The following is a 17,948-nucleotide window of genomic DNA, read 5'->3' on the forward strand; positions in this document are numbered from 1 at the left end:
CCGCTATCTGCCGCCCCATGACCGAGATCACACCGCAGATTGTCGCCGACCACGGCCTGTCCCCCGAAGAATATGAGCGCGTCCTGCGCGCCATCGGCCGCGAGCCGAACATGGTCGAGCTCGGCATCTTCTCGGTCATGTGGTCCGAGCATTGCAGCTACAAATCCAGCAAGATCCACCTGATGAAGCTGCCCACCAAGGGCCCGCGCGTCATCTGCGGCCCGGGCGAGAATGCCGGCGTCGTCGACATCGGTGACAACCAGGCGGCGATCTTCAAGATGGAGAGCCACAACCACCCGTCCTATATCGAGCCCTACCAGGGTGCTGCGACCGGCGTCGGCGGCATCCTGCGCGACGTCTTCACGATGGGCGCGCGGCCGATCGCCAACCTCAACGCGCTCCGCTTCGGCCGGCCCGATCATCCCAAGATGCGCCACCTGATCTCGGGCGTGGTCCACGGCATCGGCGGCTACGGCAATTGTGTCGGCGTGCCGACCGTCGGCGGCGAGGTGAACTTCCACTCGGCGTATGACGGCAACATCCTGGTCAACGCGATGACCGTCGGCATCGCCGACCAGGACAAGATCTTCTATTCGGCCGCGAGCGGCATCGGCAATCCGATCGTCTATGTCGGCAGCAAGACCGGCCGCGACGGCATCCACGGCGCGACGATGGCCTCGGCTGATTTCGGCGAGGATTCGGACGCCAAGCGCCCGACCGTCCAGGTCGGCGATCCCTTCACCGAGAAGCTGCTGATCGAAGCCTGCCTCGAACTCATGGCGACCGACGTGATCGTCGCGATCCAGGACATGGGCGCCGCGGGCCTCACGTCTTCGGCCGTGGAAATGGCGTCGAAGGGCGGCGTCGGCATCGAGCTGACGATGGACGACGTGCCACAGCGCGAGACCGGCATGACGCCGTACGAGATGATGCTCTCGGAATCGCAGGAGCGCATGCTGATGGTCCTGAAGCCCGGCCGCGAAGCCGAGGCCGAGGCGATCTTCAAGAAGTGGGAGCTCGATTTCGCGGTCATTGGCCGCGTCACCGACACCGGCCGCATGGTGCTGAATTTCAAGGGCGAGACCGTCTGCGATATCCCGCTTGGGCCTCTGGCGGACGAAGCGCCGCTCTACGATCGCCCGCACGTCCCGACGCCAAAGCCCGCGCCGCTCGAAAACGCGCCGCACAGCAACGATATCGCTGCCGACCTGCTCACGTTGATGGGCTCGCCCGATATCGCCTCACGCCGCTGGATCTGGGAGCAATACGACCACATGGTCGGCGCCGACACGGTGCAGCGCCCCGGTGGCGACGCCGCGGTCGTCCGCGTCCACGGCACCCAGAAGGCGCTGGCGATGACCACCGACTGCACGCCGCGTTACTGTTTCGCCGACCCGGTCGAGGGCGGCAAGCAGGCGGTCGCCGAAGCCTGGCGCAACCTGACCGCGGTCGGCGCGCTGCCGCTCGCCGTCACCAACTGCCTCAACTTCGCCAACCCGCAGCGCCCCGAGATCATGGGCCAGATCGTCGGCTGCCTCGAAGGCATGAGCGACGCCTGCATCGCACTCGACTTCCCGATCGTGTCGGGCAACGTCTCGCTCTACAATGAATCGAAGGCAACGGGCGGCGGTTCGGCGATCCTGCCGACCCCGGCGATCGGCGCGATCGGGTTGCTGGCGGACTGGCAGAAGAATGCGACGATCGCGTTCAAGGGCTCGGGTGACATCATCCTCGCGGTCGGCACGCGCGGCGGCCATCTCGGCCAGTCGCTGTGGCTGCGCGAATGCCACGGCCGCGAACAGCTCGACGCCGGCCCGCCCCCGCCGGTCGATCTCGCTGCCGAGCGCCGCGTCGGCGACCTGATCCGCGAAGCGATCGCGCTGGGCCAGTTGACCGCGGTCCACGACGTCTCCGATGGCGGCATCGCCGTGACGCTGGCCGAGATGGCGCTCGCCGGCGGTATCGGCGCGATGATCGACCGGAAACAGCCGTTCGACTGCGCCCGCTCGTTTTTCGCGGAGGACCAGGGCGTCTACATCGTCACCGTCGACGACCACTCACTTCTCGACTTCCTTGGCGCGGCGCATGCGGCGGACGTCGAAGCCGAACCCCTGGGTCGCACCGGCGGCAAGCGCCTGATCTTCGAACGCCCCGACCGTGACGACGTCATCGCGTTGGATACGTTGCGGACGGCGCATGAGGAGTTCTTCCCGAAGCTAATGGGCGTCGACGCCGCGCTGGCTTAAGGCAACGCGACGGCGGGCGAACTAGAACGCAGCCTGCTGCCGGTTACCGCTGCCTGCCACCGCCCGCCCCCACAGGCGCCACCCCGGCGAAGGCCGGGGCCCAGTTGGGAAGGCCGAGGTAACGGAGCACGGCGCTCATCATCTCCGTCCCTCAACTGGGCCCCGGCCTCCGCCGGGGTGGTTGCCCTTCCGGACAAGGCAAGAATACCGAACCACACCATGTTTCCCCGCGAAGGCGGGGACCCAGACTGGGCTCCCGCCTTCGCGGGAGAACAAGGATGCGAGAGATGTCGTCCGATCGAGCTAAAGCAGAGCTCGGCGACCCCCCTCTCCGTCATCCCAGCGAAAGCCGGCATCTCCCGCATCGGGCCGCAGCGCTCGCCAACAGCAATACCCCAGCCTCCGCTAGGTGACGACGGAGGCGGAGCGGCGTGGAGAACAACAGGCGAGGTACGGCAAGGCATCGCGCAGAAACGACAGGCGGCGCAGTTCACCGACCGGATAGCGGATCCACCAAAACGACACGCCACGCTACCTAAGGTACCCGTCAAAGCGCCCTGTCCTACACCACCGCGATATGCCAGCGTCGAACCATGACCGCATTACTCTCCTACCCCGCTACCAAAACGCCGCGCCCGAACCCAAGCGTTGATAAAGCACTGACCAAGTCCGTCCGACTCAGCCAACGCGGTCCGCTCCTAAAGTGCAGCCGAACGCGACCATGTCATGGCCCAACCCCTACAACGCCCCCGCGAAATACTGCGCGAGTGTCTGCACTTCGTGCACTTCCGGCACTTCGCATGACCCCCGCCCCCACCAAAATGGCCACGCCCGACGTCCTCCCCTGCGCCGGCGCCACGACGATCACCGACGTCGAAAGCCCCGCATTCCAACCAGCACAACGCTCCCGCGAAATGCTGCACCAGCGTCTGCACTTCGTGCACTTCCAGCGTTCAGCATGACCCCCGCCCCCACCAGAATAGCCACGCTAGACCTCATTCGAGGCGTCGCCGTCATGGGCATCCTCGCCGCCAACATCGCCGCGTTCGGCTTCCCCGAATTCGCCTACATGACGCCCGCCTCGATGGGCGCGCCAAGCACGCCCGACCTTATCGCCTGGACCACCACCTTCATCGTCATAGACGGCAAGATGCGCGGGCTGTTCTCGTTCCTGTTCGGCGCGTCGATGCTGCTGGTCATCGACCGGGCGGAGGCGAATGGCGAAGACCCGGCGACCGTCCACCTGCGCCGGATGGCATGGCTGTTCGTGTTCGGCATCGCACATTTGTACCTGCTGTGGTGGGGCGACATCCTTGCGCACTACGCATTGGTCGGCGCGCTCGCGTATATTTTCGCGCGGTTGCCGGTCCGCTGGCTGATCGGCGTCGGGCTCGCCTGCATCGCGCTCCAGACGGTCGAGCTGACGACGCTCGTCGCCTACACGTTCGACCTTCACGCCGCCGCGCACCGGCCGGGCGCAACGGCGCGGGTCATCACGAACTGGCAGCTGTTGGCGGATCAATTCGGCCAGCCCTCCCCCGCCTCCGTCACCCGCGAACTTGCCATCGGACGTGGCGGATGGCGCGATCTGGTCGCGTGGCGTTGGACGCACGGCGCTGGGCCGATCACGTCCCTCACCGCCACTGGTCCGGAGACGCTAGGCTTCATGCTGTTCGGCATGGCGGGGCTGCGATCGGGGTTCCTGACGGGGGAATGGTCGCGGCGACGCTACACCGTGATTGCGGTCGTCGGAATCGGACTCGGCTGGATCTGCTATGCGGCCATCGCGGCGTTCGACATCGCCCACGGGTTCGACGCGCGCTATGTGGCGCTGTCGTGGCTCGCGCTCGCAACCCCGCTTCGGCCACTGACGATCATGGGGTACGCCGCGGCAATCATCCTGCTCGCACGGCCCGGCGGCTGGTTGACGGCCCGAGTCTCGGCGGCAGGTCGAATGGCATTCTCCAACTATCTCGGCACGACCGTCCTCTGCACCACCCTGTTCTATGGATATGGGTTCGGGCTGTACGGCGCACTGTCGCGAGCCCAGCTCTATCTCGTAGTCGTGCCGATCTGCCTGCTGATGCTCCTATGGTCGAAACCGTGGCTCGATCGCTTCTGCTATGGTCCGCTCGAATGGCTTTGGCGCAGCCTGTCGCGATTCGCGTGGCAGCCGATGCGCGGTTCGGCGTTCACGACGAACCGATCGGACTAATTGCGAATAAGACGCAAAAGGGCTTGCGAGTGGTTCGCATTATCTGTATCCCGTGCTTACAGCTAGGGAGTTCCCATGGTCGTCTGCGTTTGCAATGCCATACGAGAATCCGACGTTCGCAACTGCGCACGCGGCGGTTGCACTACACCGTGCCAGGCCTTCCGCTCGATGGGTCGGAAACCGAAATGCGGCCAGTGCACATCGATAGCGCGAGCGATTATCGACGAGGAACGCGCCGCTGCATAAGCGTCGCAACAGCTAAGAAAGCCCGGAAAACCGCCATTTTTGGGGGTTGTGCTAATCTGTGTCAGCCCGCTACATGCTCCTCAGAGGTGACGGAGATATGGCCATGCGCGGCGACCCCCAAGTAATCGAATTTCTGAACGAGGCGCTCAAGAACGAGCTGACCGCGGTCAATCAATATTGGCTCCATTACCGGATGCTTGAGCATTGGGGCGTCTACAAGCTCGCCCAGTACGAGCGGATGGAATCGATCGACGAGATGAAGCACGCCGACTGGCTGTCGGAGCGCATCCTGTTTCTCGATGGCCTGCCGAACTTCCAGCTGCTCGGCCGCCTTCGCATCGGCGAGACCGTCGAGGAAGTGCTGAAGTCGGATCTGGCGCTCGAAGTCGAGGCCACCGTCCAGCTCAAGGGCGCGATCTCGTACTGCGAAGAGGTTAAGGACTATATCAGCCGCGACCTGTTCGCCCGCATCCTCGCCAGCGAGGAAGAGCATGTCGACACACTCGAGCGCCAGTTCGAGATGATCGCACGGATGGGTATCCACAACTACATCCAGCTCAACTCGATCTCGGAGCATGATTCGCCCAAGGCTGGCGCGGCTCCGTATCTGAAGGGCTGATCCACCCCCCTGTCATCTCGCGGAAAGGTGGGATGACAGGGCTGCAGTGTCCGCCAGTCTAGCGACGAATTTATTCCCCGCCGAACCCGGTCGGTACGGCGCGACGCCCGAACCCACCGCCCGCGACGGGTTTGCGCACTGCGACCGGATTGGCCTCGCGCTCCAGCAGCGTCAGCGTCTCGACGAACAACGGCCGCAACCGAACGATATGCTCCAGGGCCTCGTCGGGCGTATCCTGCATTTCCAGGCAATCGCGCGCAATCGCCTCGATAGCCTCGGCCAGATCGGCGAGCGGCTCCGCCCCGAACTGCCGCGCTTCACCCTTCAGCGTATGCGCGGGTATCACCATGGCTGCAGCATTGAGCGCACGCATCGCCGCCTCAATCGCGGCAACCGACTTCACGCCGTCCTCGCGAAAATATCCGAGGATGCGGCCAAATCCCGCGCCAAGTTCGTTGCGCGCCCGCACGAACGCGGGCCAATTGATCAGGGTGCTTCCCTCGAACGCCACTGTCGCCTTCTCCCGTTAAGCAAATAGCGCCATGAAGGTCAGAGCTGTATCATACATAACCTAGGTAAACACAGTGTTGTGATACTAACGACAAGTTACGACAAAGGTTGGATTAGATACATCCAAAACGATTTCTATTGTCGCATTGGCGGAAGCCGCGACCGCCGCGAGTTCGGTCGGGGCTTGAGGGTCATCCGCTATCACCTCGACGCGGGTCGGACCGTCGCGCAACGCGCGGGCGAGCCGTACCGCAGGCCAAGGACAGCGCATGCCCCTGGCGTTGATACGGACCACGCCCGACACCACGCCTAGTGGCCGCCGCCGCCCTTGCCGTCATCGTACGGATTCTTCGGCGCGCGGAACATCAACCGGACGGGAACCGCGCCGAAGCCGAGGTCCTTGCGCATCGAATTGACCAGATAGCGCTCATAGCTAGCCGGCAACTGATCGACGCGCGTACCGAAGATGACGAAGCTCGGCGGGCGTGTCTTGACCTGCGTGACGTAGCGCATCTTGATCCGCTTGCCGCCCGGCGCCGGCGGCGGGGTCGCCTCGATCGCGCGCTCGAACCAGCGGTTGAGTTCGCCGGTGCCGACCCGCTTCGACCACGCGTCGCGGGTGTCGAAACAGGCCTGCAGCAACTGGTCGATGCCCTTGCCGGTCGCGCCCGACACGGTCATCACGGTGACGCCCTTTACCTGCGACAAGCCGTCTTCGAGTGCGCGCTTGACGCCGTTGAACAGCGAGGATGCGCTCTCGGCGATATCCCATTTGTTGAGCGCGATGACGAGCGCGCGGCCCTCCTGCAACACCTTGTCGGCGATGCGGAGATCCTGCGCCTCGAGACCCAGCGTGGCGTCGAGCAGCAGCACAACGACCTCGGCGAAGTCGACCGCGTGCAGCGCGTCCTCGACCGACATCTTCTCGAGCTTGTCCTGCACCTTGGCACGCTTGCGCATACCGGCAGTGTCGATCAGGCGCACCTTCCGCGCCTCGCCGCCGGTCGGATGCCAGTCGTAATCGACGCTGATCGAATCGCGCGTGATGCCGGCTTCGGGGCCGGTGATCATGCGGTCTTCGCCGAGGATGCGGTTGACGAGCGTCGACTTGCCCGCGTTCGGGCGGCCGACGATCGCGAGCTTCAGCGGGCCCTCATATTCATTGTCCGGCTGTTCCTCAGGCGGCTCTTCCTTGCCTTCGAGCAACGGCAGCAGGCCTTCGAACAGGTCGCCCATACCTTCGCCGTGCTCGGCCGACAGTTGGACCGGATCGCCGAAGCCTAGTGCGAGCGATTCGAGAATACCGTCTTCGCCTGCGCGACCTTCGGCCTTGTTGGCAACGAGAAGGACGGGAACGTCGGCGGTGCGCAGCCAGCGCGCGATCTCTTCGTCGAGCGGGACGATACCGGCGCGCGCGTCGAACAGGAACAGCGCGACATCGGCTTGTTCGACGGCGGCTTCGGTCTGCTGGCGCATCCGGCCGGGCAACGTTTGCGCGTCGTGGTCTTCGTAGCCGGCGGTGTCGATGATGCGGAATTCGAGGCCGATCAGCGACGCGTCGCCTTCACGGCGATCACGCGTGACGCCGGGCCGGTCGTCGACCAGCGCGAGCTTCTTGCCGACGAGGCGGTTGAAAAGAGTCGACTTGCCGACATTTGGGCGGCCGACGATTGCGACCACGGGGAGTTTGGACATGGCGTGCCCTTAGCGCGGGAACGCGCTGGCGTCACCTAGTCCCTCGCCCCTCTGGGGAGAGGGAGGGAGGAGCCTTAGCGACGGAAGGGTGAGGGGTAATTGGGGCAGGTGATCCGAGCCCCACTCCCCTCTCCCTTCCCACCGCAAGCGCGGCGGGCCCCTTCCCTCTCCCCGAAGGGGCGAGGGAGTCTACGTCACCGGTAGGCGGTGACCTTGCCCTTCTGGTCGAGCGTGTAGAGCGTCGAGTTCGCCACTATCGGGGGAAGCGAGAACGGCGTCTTCGTCTCGATCGTCGAGCTTACCGTGCCATCGGTCGGCGAGACGAAATTGATCTCGCCGCGCGAGTTGGTCAGGACGAGGCGGTTGCCGGCCAGGATCGGACCGAACCAGGTGACCGCGTTGCTGCGCTTCTTTTCATTCTGGAACCGCTTAAGCTGCGCGATCCAGCGTGCCTTGCCGTTCGAACGCGACAGGCAGACCAGACGCGCGTCGTCGGTCACAACGAACAGCCACTCGCCCGCGATCCACGGGGTCGAGATTCCCGCGAAGTTCTGCTCCCACAGACGCTGTCCGGTCGACAGTTCGAGCGCGACCATGCGACCGCCCTGCCCGACCGCATAGACGCGGCCCCCGTCGATGACCGGTGCGGCGTCGATGTCCGACAGGCTCGACACCGACGTCGTGATCGAGGTGCGCGACAGCGCATCCTGCCACAGGATACGGCCGTTCTCGTAGCGATACGCGCTGAGTTCGCCGCTTGAGAAGCCGGCGACCACGGTGCCCTGGCTAACGGCGGGTGCCGCGACGCCGAACACGCCCTGCGTCTCGAGCGTGCCGGACTGGACCCACTGGACCTTGCCGTCGGTCTGGTTGAGCGAGAAGACCTGGTTGTCCTGCGTGAGGACATAGACCGCGCCATTGGCGACGGTCGGCGAACCACGGAGCGGCGCGCCAGGCTTGGCGCGCCAGAGGATCTTGCCGTCCGCTGCGTTCATCGCGACGACGTCGCCGACACCGTCGGTGGCGTAGAGCTTGCCGTCGTCATAGCTGACGCCGCCGCCGAAGCGCGCCGCCTTGTTGAGCTTGCCCTCAGTGATCCCCGCGCTCCAAAGCGCGGCGCCGGTATCGGCGGTGAAGGCATGGATCGTCGCGGTGACGTCGGTCACGAACAGCTTGCCGTCGGCGACGACCGGCGCCGCGCCAAGGCGCTCGCGGTTCGAGCCGCCGTCGATACCGGCCTGCCAGAGACGCTTGGGCTGATCGGCGAGCGCGAGCTGGCCCATCGACTTGGCGGGGTTGCCGCCGGGCTGGGCCCAGGCGTCGTTGACCGCAGGCGCAGGCAACAGGACCTGGACGTCGGCGATCGTCTTGTCGGTCTCGACCTCGTTCTCCGACACCAGGATCGACACGCGGTCGCCGAGCGTTGGCGTCTTCTTCACGCCGCCCTTGAAAATCCCGCAACCGCTGAGCGCCACCAGCGCGGCGACGGCGACCGTCACCCGATATGTCTTCATCATTGCGCCTTGGTATCCTCGTTTGATGCAGCCGGAGTGATCACCCTGGCAGTAGCGCCCGTGCTGGCAACAGCGTCCACACCCAGTACGCCAGCCATCTGAACCGCGCGTTGACGGATCGTCTCGGGCACGCCGGTATCGCGCGCGACCTGGTCGAACATGGTCCCCGCCTGCTGACGCTGGTTCATGCGGAGATAGGAGATCGCGACCATCTCACCCGCGCTACCGAGCCACGGACCACCGGGCACTGCCAGCGGACGAAGCCGCTCGACGACGACCTGCGGCTTCAGCGTGTCGAACTCGGCCGAAGTCTGGCGAACCAGCGCGAGATCGCGGAACGGCTTTGCCAGCGACGTATCCGCAGCGATCGAACCGAGCTTGGCAGCCGCCCCCTTCAGGTCGTCCTTCTGAAGGAGGACGTCGGCCTGCGTGAACAGCGCGAGTGCGCGGTAGCCGTCGCGGTTCGACTTGGCGAGTTCCGCCAGCGGCTTCGACGCGGCCGCGGCGTTGTTCGCGCCGAGCGAATCGTAAGCGGCCTGAAGCTGCTCGCCCTCGACACCAGCGGCCTCGCCATTGTGATGCTGCCAGTAGAGAAAGCCGGCGAGAGCCGCGAGTGCGGCGACGACGCCGACCACGACCCATTTGCCCCAGTTCGTCCAGAACCCGGCGAGCTGGTCGCGTCGCAGTTCTTCGTCGACCTCACGCAGGAATGCTTGATCGGTTTTCGGCGGGAGGGCCAAGGAATGCTCCGGGAATAGTGAGGGGGTGGGCGGCGCGGACCTTAGCCGCGCCGGGACCGAAACGGAAGCGGATCAATCCTTCGGCGCGTAGACCTGCTCAGCGCCCGGAAACGCGCGCGATCGGACGTCGTCCGCATAGGTCTGCGTCGCGGTGGAAATCGTGTCGGCGATGTCGGCGAACCGCTTCACGAACTTTGCGGTACGCTCGAACATTCCAAGCATGTCTTCGGTCACCAGGACCTGTCCGTCGCAATGAGCCGATGCTCCAATGCCGATCGTCGGGCAGGCGATGGTGTTAGTGATCTCGATCGCGATCGGCTCGACCACGCCTTCGATCACGAGCGAGAACGCACCGGCTTCGGCGATGCTCTGCGCGTCGGCGACGATCTTGGCGGCTTCCTCGGGCGTCCGACCGCGCGCTCCGTAACCGCCGAGCACGTTGACCGCCTGCGGGGTAAGACCGACATGGCCCATCGCCGGAATGCCACGCTCGGTCAGGAACTTGACGGTCGGCGCCATTGCGGTACCGCCTTCGAGCTTCACCGCCGCTGCGCCGGTCTGCTTGAGAAGGAACGCCGCGCTTTCGAACGCCTTTTCGGGCGACGCTTCGTAACTGCCGAACGGCATGTCGATGACGACCACCGCATGATAGCTGCCCCGCACCACCGCCGCGCCGTGCGCCGCCATCATCTCGAGCGTTACGGGTACCGTCGATGGCAGGCCGTAGATCACCTGCCCCAGGCTATCGCCGACCAGCAGCATGTCGCAGTGCGGGTCGAGCAACTGCGCGGTCCGCACGGTGTAGGCGGTGAGCATGACGAGCGGTATCTTGCCCTTCTGGCGGCGGATCGCGGGGATCGTCAGGCGCTTGAGCGGCGCGGGAGTCGGGTTGGCGCGACTCGTCGCGGTGTCGAGGGTGTAGGTCGTGGACATGGCGGCACTAGTAGCGTGCGGCGTCGCGCTCGCCCAGTGTCGTGCGCGTCATACTGCCCAGCCCTTCAGCCGCGCATGGCCGACGAGCCAGAGCGTGAACGCAGCGACCGCGATGATGACGAGGGGCAAGCCCAACGTCTCGCTCGCGCCCTTGTGCGCGACGATGTCGGTCAAGGCGAACAGCCAGCCGAACTGCGCGACCGTGGCCACCAGCGACGCGATCAGGAACAGACGGGCACTGGCGCGCCGCATAAACAGCAGGACCGCACCGACGAGCCCCGTTAGCACCGCGACCGCGAACAGTGGGTCGTACCAGTTGGGCAACGCTGCATAGAGCGCGCGGTCATAGGCGCTCGCCTGCCCCATCGCATCCGCGCCGAGCCTAAGCTGTTGCACACACATGAAACATCCGACGAGCCCCCAGAGAACGAGCACGCCTGTCGTCATGCGAAACCACAAGGGCCCCTGTCGTACGAAGAACATGTCGCCGCCCCTGCCAGTTTCTTGGCAACAGACTGCGCGCAGTGGAGGCTACGCGCAAGAGCGTGCGGGCATGCGGCAAGATGTCTCGGATCCGGAACCGGAGGGACATCGGGAGCTTCCGACTGCGACGTCCCTCCGGGCCGTATTCGAGACTTATCGCACCCAACCTGAACGCGTCGTGACGAAACACGTGTCGCGATCAGAACGATCGCGACACGGTCAGGCCATAGGTGCGCGGATCGCCTGGCTGTCCGACGACCAGACCGGTGCTGCCGGACTGGAGCGCGAGCACTTCGTAGTAGTTGTGGTCGAACGCGTTACGCAGCCAGCCGAACACGTTCCAGCTGTCCTTCGCCTTGAATCCCAAGCGGAAGTTGCTGAGCGCATAGCCCTTGATGTCGGTATAGAGCGAGCGCGACGGGTTGGACGAGAAGGTCGAGCGGTAGCTGCCGTCATAGCCGAGATACACCTGACCATCGACGCCGCCGATCGTGGCCGGCAGGTCGTATTCTGCGCCGTACGAGAACGCCCATTTCGACACGCCGGGCAGCCGCTGGCCGGAGATGTCGCAATTGGCCGGGCTGACCGTCCCCGTCCCTGCCGGACCTGGCAGGCTGGTCGCCGTCGGGGCAGACCCTCCCGATAGCTCAGGCGGGCAAGGCGCATCGACGAACTTCACGTATTTCGCGTCCGTATAGGCACCGTTGGCGTAGACGCTGAACCGGTCGGTGGGGCGGAAGGCCGAATCGAACTCCAGACCGCGAGTCCGCACCTTGCCGGCATTGGCGAGATAGCCGCGCAACACGCCGAGCTGACCGTTGGTGACGGTGGCCTGGTAATCGCTGATCTCGGTCCAGAAGCCGGCGAGGTTGAGCGTCAATCGACGATCGAGGAACTGCGTCTTGAGGCCGACTTCGTAGTGATTGACCTTCTCGGGTTTCACCGTGGCGGCCGACAGGATCGGATTGTTGCTGCCGTCGAGCGGCAGGCCGGACAGGTTGATCCCGCCGGATTTGTAGCTCCGCGCGTAGGTCGCATAGGCGTGGATGTCGGAGGTCACGGTGTAGGCCACCGTGACGTCGCCCGACAGGTTCCAGTTGTCGAAATCGGGCTGATAGCTTTGCGGCGCGAGCACCCCGCGCTGGTCGTTGAACCTTGCCGCACTGGTGACGAGTTCGCCTGCGCCGGTCGTCACGACCGAGACATAGTCACCCTTCTTCTTGTCGTAGTTGAGCCGCAGGCCCGGCGTGATCTGGAACCGGTCGCTCACGTTCCAGGTCAGCTTGCCGAACAGTGCGGCGCTGGTGTTCTTGAAGCCGATCGTGTTGCGCGCGGTCAGGCCGTTCAGCGTCGCCGGATTCTTCCCGCCCGTGCTGGTCGGGTTAAGCAGGAACGCGCTGGCCGCCGGCCCCTGGACCTGAAGCCCTTGCGTATCGATCGTCTGGTAGAAGTAGAATGCGCCGAGCACGTAATCGAGCGTGTGCTTGCCGTTCGAGGCGATCCGCAACTCCTGGCTGTACTGCGTCTGCTGCGACGGATTGGCGGACACGGTGGTGATCGGCAGGCCGATAAAGTCGCGATCGTTCGACGGATCCCAATGCCAGAACCGCCATGCGCTAACCGACGTGATCGTGGCCGCGCCCAAATCCAGATTGCCGAGCAACGAGACGCCACCCAGTTCCTGCTTCGCACGCAAGGGCGTATCGACATCGGTCACCCGGTCGAACGCGTTGGTCGATGGTACGACATAGCCCTGCGCGGCGGTGAGCGCGGCATATTGGCGATTGAGCGGGCGCTGCGTTGCGCCGGTGCGGACGTAATATTGCACGCAGCAATTGGGGTTCTGCTGGCCGTAATCACCCGACAGGGCGAAATCGAGCGTCTCGGTCGGCTTCCAGTAGAGCTGTCCGCGGACGCTCTTGTTGTCCTGCGCGTTGAGGTTCTTGCCGGTCGCGACGTTGTGGATCGTGCCGTCGCGCTCGGTCACCGAGGCGGACAGCCGGATCGCGAGCTTGTCGGGGATCAGCGGGCCCGAAACCGACGCCTTGGCCTGAATGAACTGATAGTTGCCGGTCGTGAGCTCGATCCGCGCCTCGGGCGTGAAGCTGGGTTTGCGGGTCGTGATGTTGATCGCGCCGGCGGTGGTGTTCTTGCCGTAAAGCGTGCCCTGCGGCCCACGGAGGACCTCGATCCGCTCGGTATCGGTGAAGTCGAACGTCGCCGAGGCGATCCGGCTGTAATAAACCTGGTCGACATAGATGCCGACGCCCTGCTCGATCCCGTCGTTGGTCAGGCCAAACGGTGCGCCCAGGCCGCGGATGTTGGCAGCGGAATTGCGCGGGTTGGTGGAGTAGAATTGCAGCGTCGGCTGAAGCTGCGTCAAGCGGCTGACATTATACGCGCCGGTCTCGGCGAGCGCGGTGCCGCCGATGACGGACATCGCGATCGGGACGGTCTGGATCGTTTCGGCGCGACGACGCGCGGTGACGACGACGTCCCCGCCCCCGCCCTGCTGCTGGTTGCCGAGACGACCATTGGCCTGTGCGTCAGCCCGCTCGCCAGCGGGCGTCTGCGGCGGAACGGCCGGCGTTGATACGGTAGCGGCCTGACCGGCAAGCAACAGCGCAAGCGTAAGCGACATGAATGTTTTCCCCTGAACCTCGCCGCGCAAAGTCTAGTAATTAAGGGGATATTCAATGCGAGCATGTCTTGGGTGGCGGAAAGCACGACTTGTTTCCCTCCCCCGCGGGGGGGGAGCGGTGTTCAGACCAAGCGACTCTGCTTGACCGCGGCCTCGATGAAGCTGGCGAACAGCGGGTGGGGGTCGAACGGCTTGGACTTCAGTTCCGGGTGGAACTGGACGCCGACGAACCAGGGATGGTCGGGGCGTTCGACGATCTCGGGGAGCGTCCCGTCGGGGGACATGCCCGAGAAGACGAGGCCGCCCTGCTCCAGCGCTTCCTTATACCCGGTGTTGACCTCGTAGCGGTGACGATGGCGCTCCGAGATTTCGGTGCCGCCGTAAATCGACGCGACCACGCTGTTGCCGTCGAGCTTCGCGTCATACGCACCGAGCCGCATCGTGCCGCCCATGTCGCCCTCGGCCGCACGTGTCTCGAGGCCTTCGCGGCCCATCCATTCGGTGATCATGCCGACCACAGGCTCGTCGGTCGGGCCGAACTCGGTCGACGAGGCATTGGGGATGCCCGCGAGATCGCGCGCGCCCTCGACGCAGGCCATCTGCATCCCGAAGCAGATCCCGAAATACGGGATCTTCCGCTCGCGCGCGAACTTGACCGAGGCGATCTTGCCCTCCGCGCCACGCTCGCCGAACGCGCCGGGGACGAGGATCGCGTCGCATGGCTCGAGCTGGCCGGCGATGTCGCTCTCGGCATTCTCGAACAGTTCGGCATCGATCCAGCGGACGTTGACCTTCACGCGATTCGCGATGCCGCCGTGGACCAGCGCTTCGTTGAGCGACTTGTAGGCATCCTGGAGGCCGACATATTTGCCGACCACGCCGATCGTGACTTCGCCCTGCGGGTTGGTCAGCCGGTCCATGATCTCGGTCCAGCGCGACAGATCGGGCGCCTCGGCGGGTTCGATGCCGAACGCGCGCAGCACTTCGATGTCGAGGCCTTCGCCGTGATACTGGAGCGGCACCGCGTAGATGCTCTTGGCATCGAGCGCGGGAATGACAGCGCTGGCGGGGACGTTGCAGAACAACGCGATCTTGGCGCGCTCCGATGGCGGCAGCGGATGTTCGCAACGGCACACGAGCACGTCCGGCTGGACGCCGAGCGCGGCGAGTTCGCGGACCGAATGCTGGGTCGGCTTGGTCTTCAGCTCGCCGGCGGCGGCGATGTACGGCACCAAGGTCACGTGGATGCTGATCGCGTTGCCGCGGCCTTCCTCGTTCTTGAGCTGGCGAATCGCCTCGATGAACGGCAGCGATTCGATATCGCCGACGGTGCCGCCGATCTCGCAGAGGACGAAGTCGATATCGTCGGTCTCGGCGCGGGCGAACGCCTTGATCGCGTCGGTGACGTGCGGGATGACCTGCACGGTGGCGCCGAGATAATCGCCGCGGCGCTCGCGCGTAATGATCTGCTGGTAGATGCGGCCCGAGGTGACGTTGTCCGACTGGCGCGAGGGAACGCCGGTGAAGCGCTCGTAATGGCCGAGGTCGAGATCGGTCTCGGCACCGTCGTCGGTAACGTAGACCTCGCCGTGCTGATACGGCGACATCGTGCCAGGATCGACGTTAAGATACGGATCGAACTTCCGAATCCTGACGGTATACCCGCGTGCCTGGAGGAGAGCAGCAAGCGATGCCGCCATGAGACCTTTACCGAGCGACGAAACCACGCCCCCGGTGATGAAAATGTACCGAGCCATGGGAAGAGTCTCGTAGCGTGTGTTGGGGACGAACGACAAGAGCCCCGCGGATCACGCAGGGGCCTTTTATCGGCGAATGGAGTGTTTAGTTGGCTAGCGGGACCGCGCCGTTGTCGGCCGGCTTGGTCGTGCCGGCCGGGACGCCGGCGTTCTCGGCGCCACCGGCGAACGGAGCCGCGTCGCCCTTGGGCTGCGCGGTCGGAACGGCCGTTGCCGCCGCCGGGGTGCGGGCGAGCGACGTGTCGATCGTGGTAGTGCGGTGATTCGCCGCGAGAACCGCGAGCAGGATCGAGAACAGCACGAACATCGTCGCCAGGACGCCGGTCGCGCGGGTCAGGAAATCGGCCGCGCCGCGTGCCGACATCAGGCCCGACGGACTGCCGCCCGTGCCCAGACCGCCGCCTTCCGAGCGCTGCATGAGGATCACCGTGACGAGGGCGGCCGCGATGATCGCGTGGATGACGAGCAGAAAGGCGAACATTGCGCGGAAAACCCCGGAACTTTTGCGAAGGCGCGCACATAGGCGACGTCGCGGTTTCGATCAACCGGGCGATCGACCGCGGCGCTGGCTCCGCATATCGCAAGGCAATCGCAAAACTACGGAAACATGACGTCCGGGCGGCGTTGAGACCCCGTAATGACGCTCATGACTGGGTATCGTGCATATAAATTCAGATGGCGGATCAACGCTGTGGCATCAATGGCAGCCAATACCTTATCGACCTGGATGACCGCTCTGGTGGATTATGTCCGCTCGGGTGAACCCGATCTGACCAATCGTCAGATGGCGCTTCTTCTGCTCGTTTATCTCAAACCGGGACCACATACGGTGCGTGGCCTTGCCCGCGCGCTCAACGTATCGAAGCCGGTCGTCACGCGCGCCTTGAACAGATTGGGTGCCCTCGGCTATCTGCGCCGGCAACGCGACGATAGCGACAAGCGCAACATCTTCGTCGCGCGCACGACCGAAGGGGCAGATTTTCTTGAAGAGTTCGGGCAATTCATCGGCGACGGCCCCGCCCCAGCCGGCACTGGCAGTGGATCTGGCGGCCGCGCAGCCGCTCACGCTTGAGCCGTTCGACGACCAGGCCCGTACGAGCTTTTCGCTGACGGGCCGTTCGGTCGACCTCGATCCGCGCACGCACGCGGTTCGCCGCGATATCGCCGACATTCGCCTCGCCGAATACGTATTCGCTCCACACTATGCCGTGCCGATGATACGGCCCGTCGCGCGCACAGCTTTGTTGCGCAGCGGACGTGACGAAGCGAGTGATACGATGGTCGACCTCAAGCCTGGCGACAGTTTCGAAGTGCTGGAAATTGCCGGCGTTTCGGCATGGGGCGTTGCGCGCCCGAGTGGGCTGGTCGGCTATGTCGAGGCCGCCGCACTCGACCTTTCGACGACGGACGCGGCATGACGACGGTCTTCATCGATGGCGCGGTCGGCACCACCGGGCTCGAAATCCGCGAGCGGCTTGCCGGGCGGACCGACATCACGCTGGCGCTGCTGCCTGAGGATCGTCGCAAGGACCCGGCGGCCCGGCGCGAGGCGCTGAACGATGCCGATTTCGTCATCCTCTGCCTGCCGGATGACGCATCGCGCGAAGCCGTCACGCTGATCGACAATGCGCGCACCCGCGTGATCGATGCATCGAGCGCACACCGGGTCGCTGCCGGCTGGACCTACGGCTTCCCCGAACTGCCGGGCCAAGCCGAGAAGGTCGCGACCGCGATGCGCGTGTCGAACCCCGGCTGCTATCCCACTGGTTTCCTCGCGCTCGTCGCGCCTCTGGTCGCGGCCGGTCTCATCCCCGCCGACCTTCCGCTGAGCGTCAACGCGACCTCTGGTTACTCCGGTGGCGGCAAGGCGATGATCGCGGCGTTCGAGAATGGCGAGCCGGCGACGGCCTTCCGCGCCTACGCGCTAGGCCTCGCGCACAAGCATATCGCCGAGATGACGCAGCATGCGGGCCTCACGCACGCGCCTATCTTCGCGCCTGCGGTGGCGAACACCTACCGCGGCATGGTCGTCGAAGTGCCGTTGCACCTCCACGCCCTGCCCGGCCGTCCCACGCTCGCGGCGATCGAAGACGTACTGCGCGCTGCGTTCGATGGCTCGAAGCTCGTCTCGGTTGCCCCCGGCGATATCGGCTCGGTCGATATCGAGGAGAACGCAGGGACCGATCGGCTGACGTTGCGGGTCTGCGGCAACGACGCGGTCGGTCATGCGCGGCTGGTCGCGACGCTCGACAATCTGGGCAAGGGCGCCGGCGGTGCCGCGGTCCAGAACCTCAACATCATGGCCGGGGTCGATCCCGTAGCCGGCCTCGTTTTCTAGGACCGGCGTTC

Annotated in this window: 18 protein-coding genes; 8 read left to right on the top strand and 10 right to left on the bottom strand. The window is 65.1% G+C overall.

Translation table 11 applies throughout. The annotated features are described in order from the left end of the window. The first annotated feature begins 17 nt into the window (after positions 1-17). From purL to bfr, 5 genes are all read left to right on the top strand, one after another. Positions 18-2,246, top strand: coding sequence for a phosphoribosylformylglycinamidine synthase subunit PurL (gene purL, locus ASE69_RS10470; protein WP_056486064.1), 2,229 nt, complete (start codon positions 18-20; stop codon positions 2,244-2,246). 821 nt (positions 2,247-3,067) lie between these two features. Continuing rightward, the gene (locus tag ASE69_RS22065; RefSeq protein WP_156362293.1) at positions 3,068-3,208 is read left to right on the top strand and encodes a hypothetical protein; all 141 of its coding nucleotides are present in this window, start codon (positions 3,068-3,070) and stop codon (positions 3,206-3,208) included. Beyond that, positions 3,205-4,461 (top strand): DUF418 domain-containing protein, encoded by a 1,257-nt coding sequence (locus ASE69_RS10475; RefSeq protein ID WP_056486067.1) that lies wholly within the window; start codon positions 3,205-3,207, stop codon positions 4,459-4,461. Before ASE69_RS22065 ends, ASE69_RS10475 begins: the two co-directional genes overlap by 4 nt. A gap of 75 nt (positions 4,462-4,536) precedes the next feature. Next, positions 4,537-4,707 (top strand): bacterioferritin-associated ferredoxin, encoded by a 171-nt coding sequence (locus ASE69_RS22965; protein ID WP_082441433.1) that lies wholly within the window; start codon positions 4,537-4,539, stop codon positions 4,705-4,707. Positions 4,708-4,810: 103 nt separating this feature from the next. After that, positions 4,811-5,326 carry a bacterioferritin gene (gene bfr / locus ASE69_RS10480; RefSeq protein ID WP_056486959.1) on the top strand — a complete coding sequence of 172 codons (516 nt, stop codon included), beginning with the start codon at positions 4,811-4,813 and terminating at the stop codon, positions 5,324-5,326. 70 nt (positions 5,327-5,396) lie between these two features. Here the strand turns inward: bfr and ASE69_RS10485 are convergent, their stop codons facing one another. From ASE69_RS10485 to secG, 10 genes are all read right to left on the bottom strand, one after another. Next, complete coding sequence (locus ASE69_RS10485; RefSeq protein WP_056486070.1) at positions 5,397-5,837, bottom strand: Hpt domain-containing protein; 441 nt, start codon at positions 5,835-5,837, stop codon at positions 5,397-5,399. Positions 5,838-5,921: 84 nt separating this feature from the next. Then, the gene (locus ASE69_RS21410) at positions 5,922-6,143 is read right to left on the bottom strand and encodes a sulfurtransferase TusA family protein (RefSeq protein WP_321163573.1); all 222 of its coding nucleotides are present in this window, start codon (positions 6,141-6,143) and stop codon (positions 5,922-5,924) included. Positions 6,144-6,145: 2 nt separating this feature from the next. Further along, positions 6,146-7,531: a ribosome biogenesis GTPase Der gene (gene der, locus ASE69_RS10490; RefSeq protein WP_056062647.1), complete on the bottom strand. Its 1,386-nt coding sequence runs from the start codon at positions 7,529-7,531 to the stop codon at positions 6,146-6,148. Between the two features lie 194 nt (positions 7,532-7,725). Then, positions 7,726-9,048 carry a PQQ-binding-like beta-propeller repeat protein gene (locus ASE69_RS10495; RefSeq protein WP_056486073.1) on the bottom strand — a complete coding sequence of 441 codons (1,323 nt, stop codon included), beginning with the start codon at positions 9,046-9,048 and terminating at the stop codon, positions 7,726-7,728. Continuing rightward, entirely contained in the window at positions 9,045-9,785 is a 741-nt protein-coding gene (locus ASE69_RS10500; protein ID WP_056486076.1) for a tetratricopeptide repeat protein, read from the bottom strand. The genes ASE69_RS10495 and ASE69_RS10500 overlap by 4 nt, the downstream gene beginning before the upstream one ends. Before the next feature lie 72 nt (positions 9,786-9,857). Beyond that, the gene (gene panB, locus ASE69_RS10505; RefSeq protein ID WP_056486079.1) at positions 9,858-10,718 is read right to left on the bottom strand and encodes a 3-methyl-2-oxobutanoate hydroxymethyltransferase; all 861 of its coding nucleotides are present in this window, start codon (positions 10,716-10,718) and stop codon (positions 9,858-9,860) included. A 48-nt stretch (positions 10,719-10,766) separates the two neighbouring features. After that, entirely contained in the window at positions 10,767-11,120 is a 354-nt protein-coding gene (locus ASE69_RS10510; RefSeq protein ID WP_235518521.1) for a hypothetical protein, read from the bottom strand. 280 nt (positions 11,121-11,400) lie between these two features. Continuing rightward, the gene (locus ASE69_RS10515) at positions 11,401-13,842 is read right to left on the bottom strand and encodes a TonB-dependent receptor (RefSeq protein ID WP_056486081.1); all 2,442 of its coding nucleotides are present in this window, start codon (positions 13,840-13,842) and stop codon (positions 11,401-11,403) included. Positions 13,843-13,964: 122 nt separating this feature from the next. Beyond that, complete coding sequence (locus ASE69_RS10520) at positions 13,965-15,599, bottom strand: CTP synthase (protein ID WP_056062632.1); 1,635 nt, start codon at positions 15,597-15,599, stop codon at positions 13,965-13,967. A gap of 85 nt (positions 15,600-15,684) precedes the next feature. After that, positions 15,685-16,080, bottom strand: coding sequence for a preprotein translocase subunit SecG (gene secG / locus ASE69_RS10525; protein ID WP_056486084.1), 396 nt, complete (start codon positions 16,078-16,080; stop codon positions 15,685-15,687). 246 nt (positions 16,081-16,326) lie between these two features. On the opposite strand from secG, the gene ASE69_RS10530 reads away from it, so the two are divergent. The 3 genes from ASE69_RS10530 to argC are packed head-to-tail and all read left to right on the top strand — an operon-like array spanning position 16,327 to position 17,937. Continuing rightward, positions 16,327-16,671: a MarR family transcriptional regulator gene (locus ASE69_RS10530; protein ID WP_056486087.1), complete on the top strand. Its 345-nt coding sequence runs from the start codon at positions 16,327-16,329 to the stop codon at positions 16,669-16,671. Then, positions 16,637-17,017, top strand: coding sequence for an SH3 domain-containing protein (locus ASE69_RS10535; RefSeq protein WP_235518522.1), 381 nt, complete (start codon positions 16,637-16,639; stop codon positions 17,015-17,017). Before ASE69_RS10530 ends, ASE69_RS10535 begins: the two co-directional genes overlap by 35 nt. Further along, positions 17,014-17,937: an N-acetyl-gamma-glutamyl-phosphate reductase gene (gene argC, locus ASE69_RS10540; RefSeq protein ID WP_056486095.1), complete on the top strand. Its 924-nt coding sequence runs from the start codon at positions 17,014-17,016 to the stop codon at positions 17,935-17,937. Before ASE69_RS10535 ends, argC begins: the two co-directional genes overlap by 4 nt. Positions 17,938-17,948: the final 11 nt, after the last annotated feature.

The organism is Sphingomonas sp. Leaf208 (assembly GCF_001421415.1).
Lineage (GTDB): Bacteria > Pseudomonadota > Alphaproteobacteria > Sphingomonadales > Sphingomonadaceae > Sphingomonas.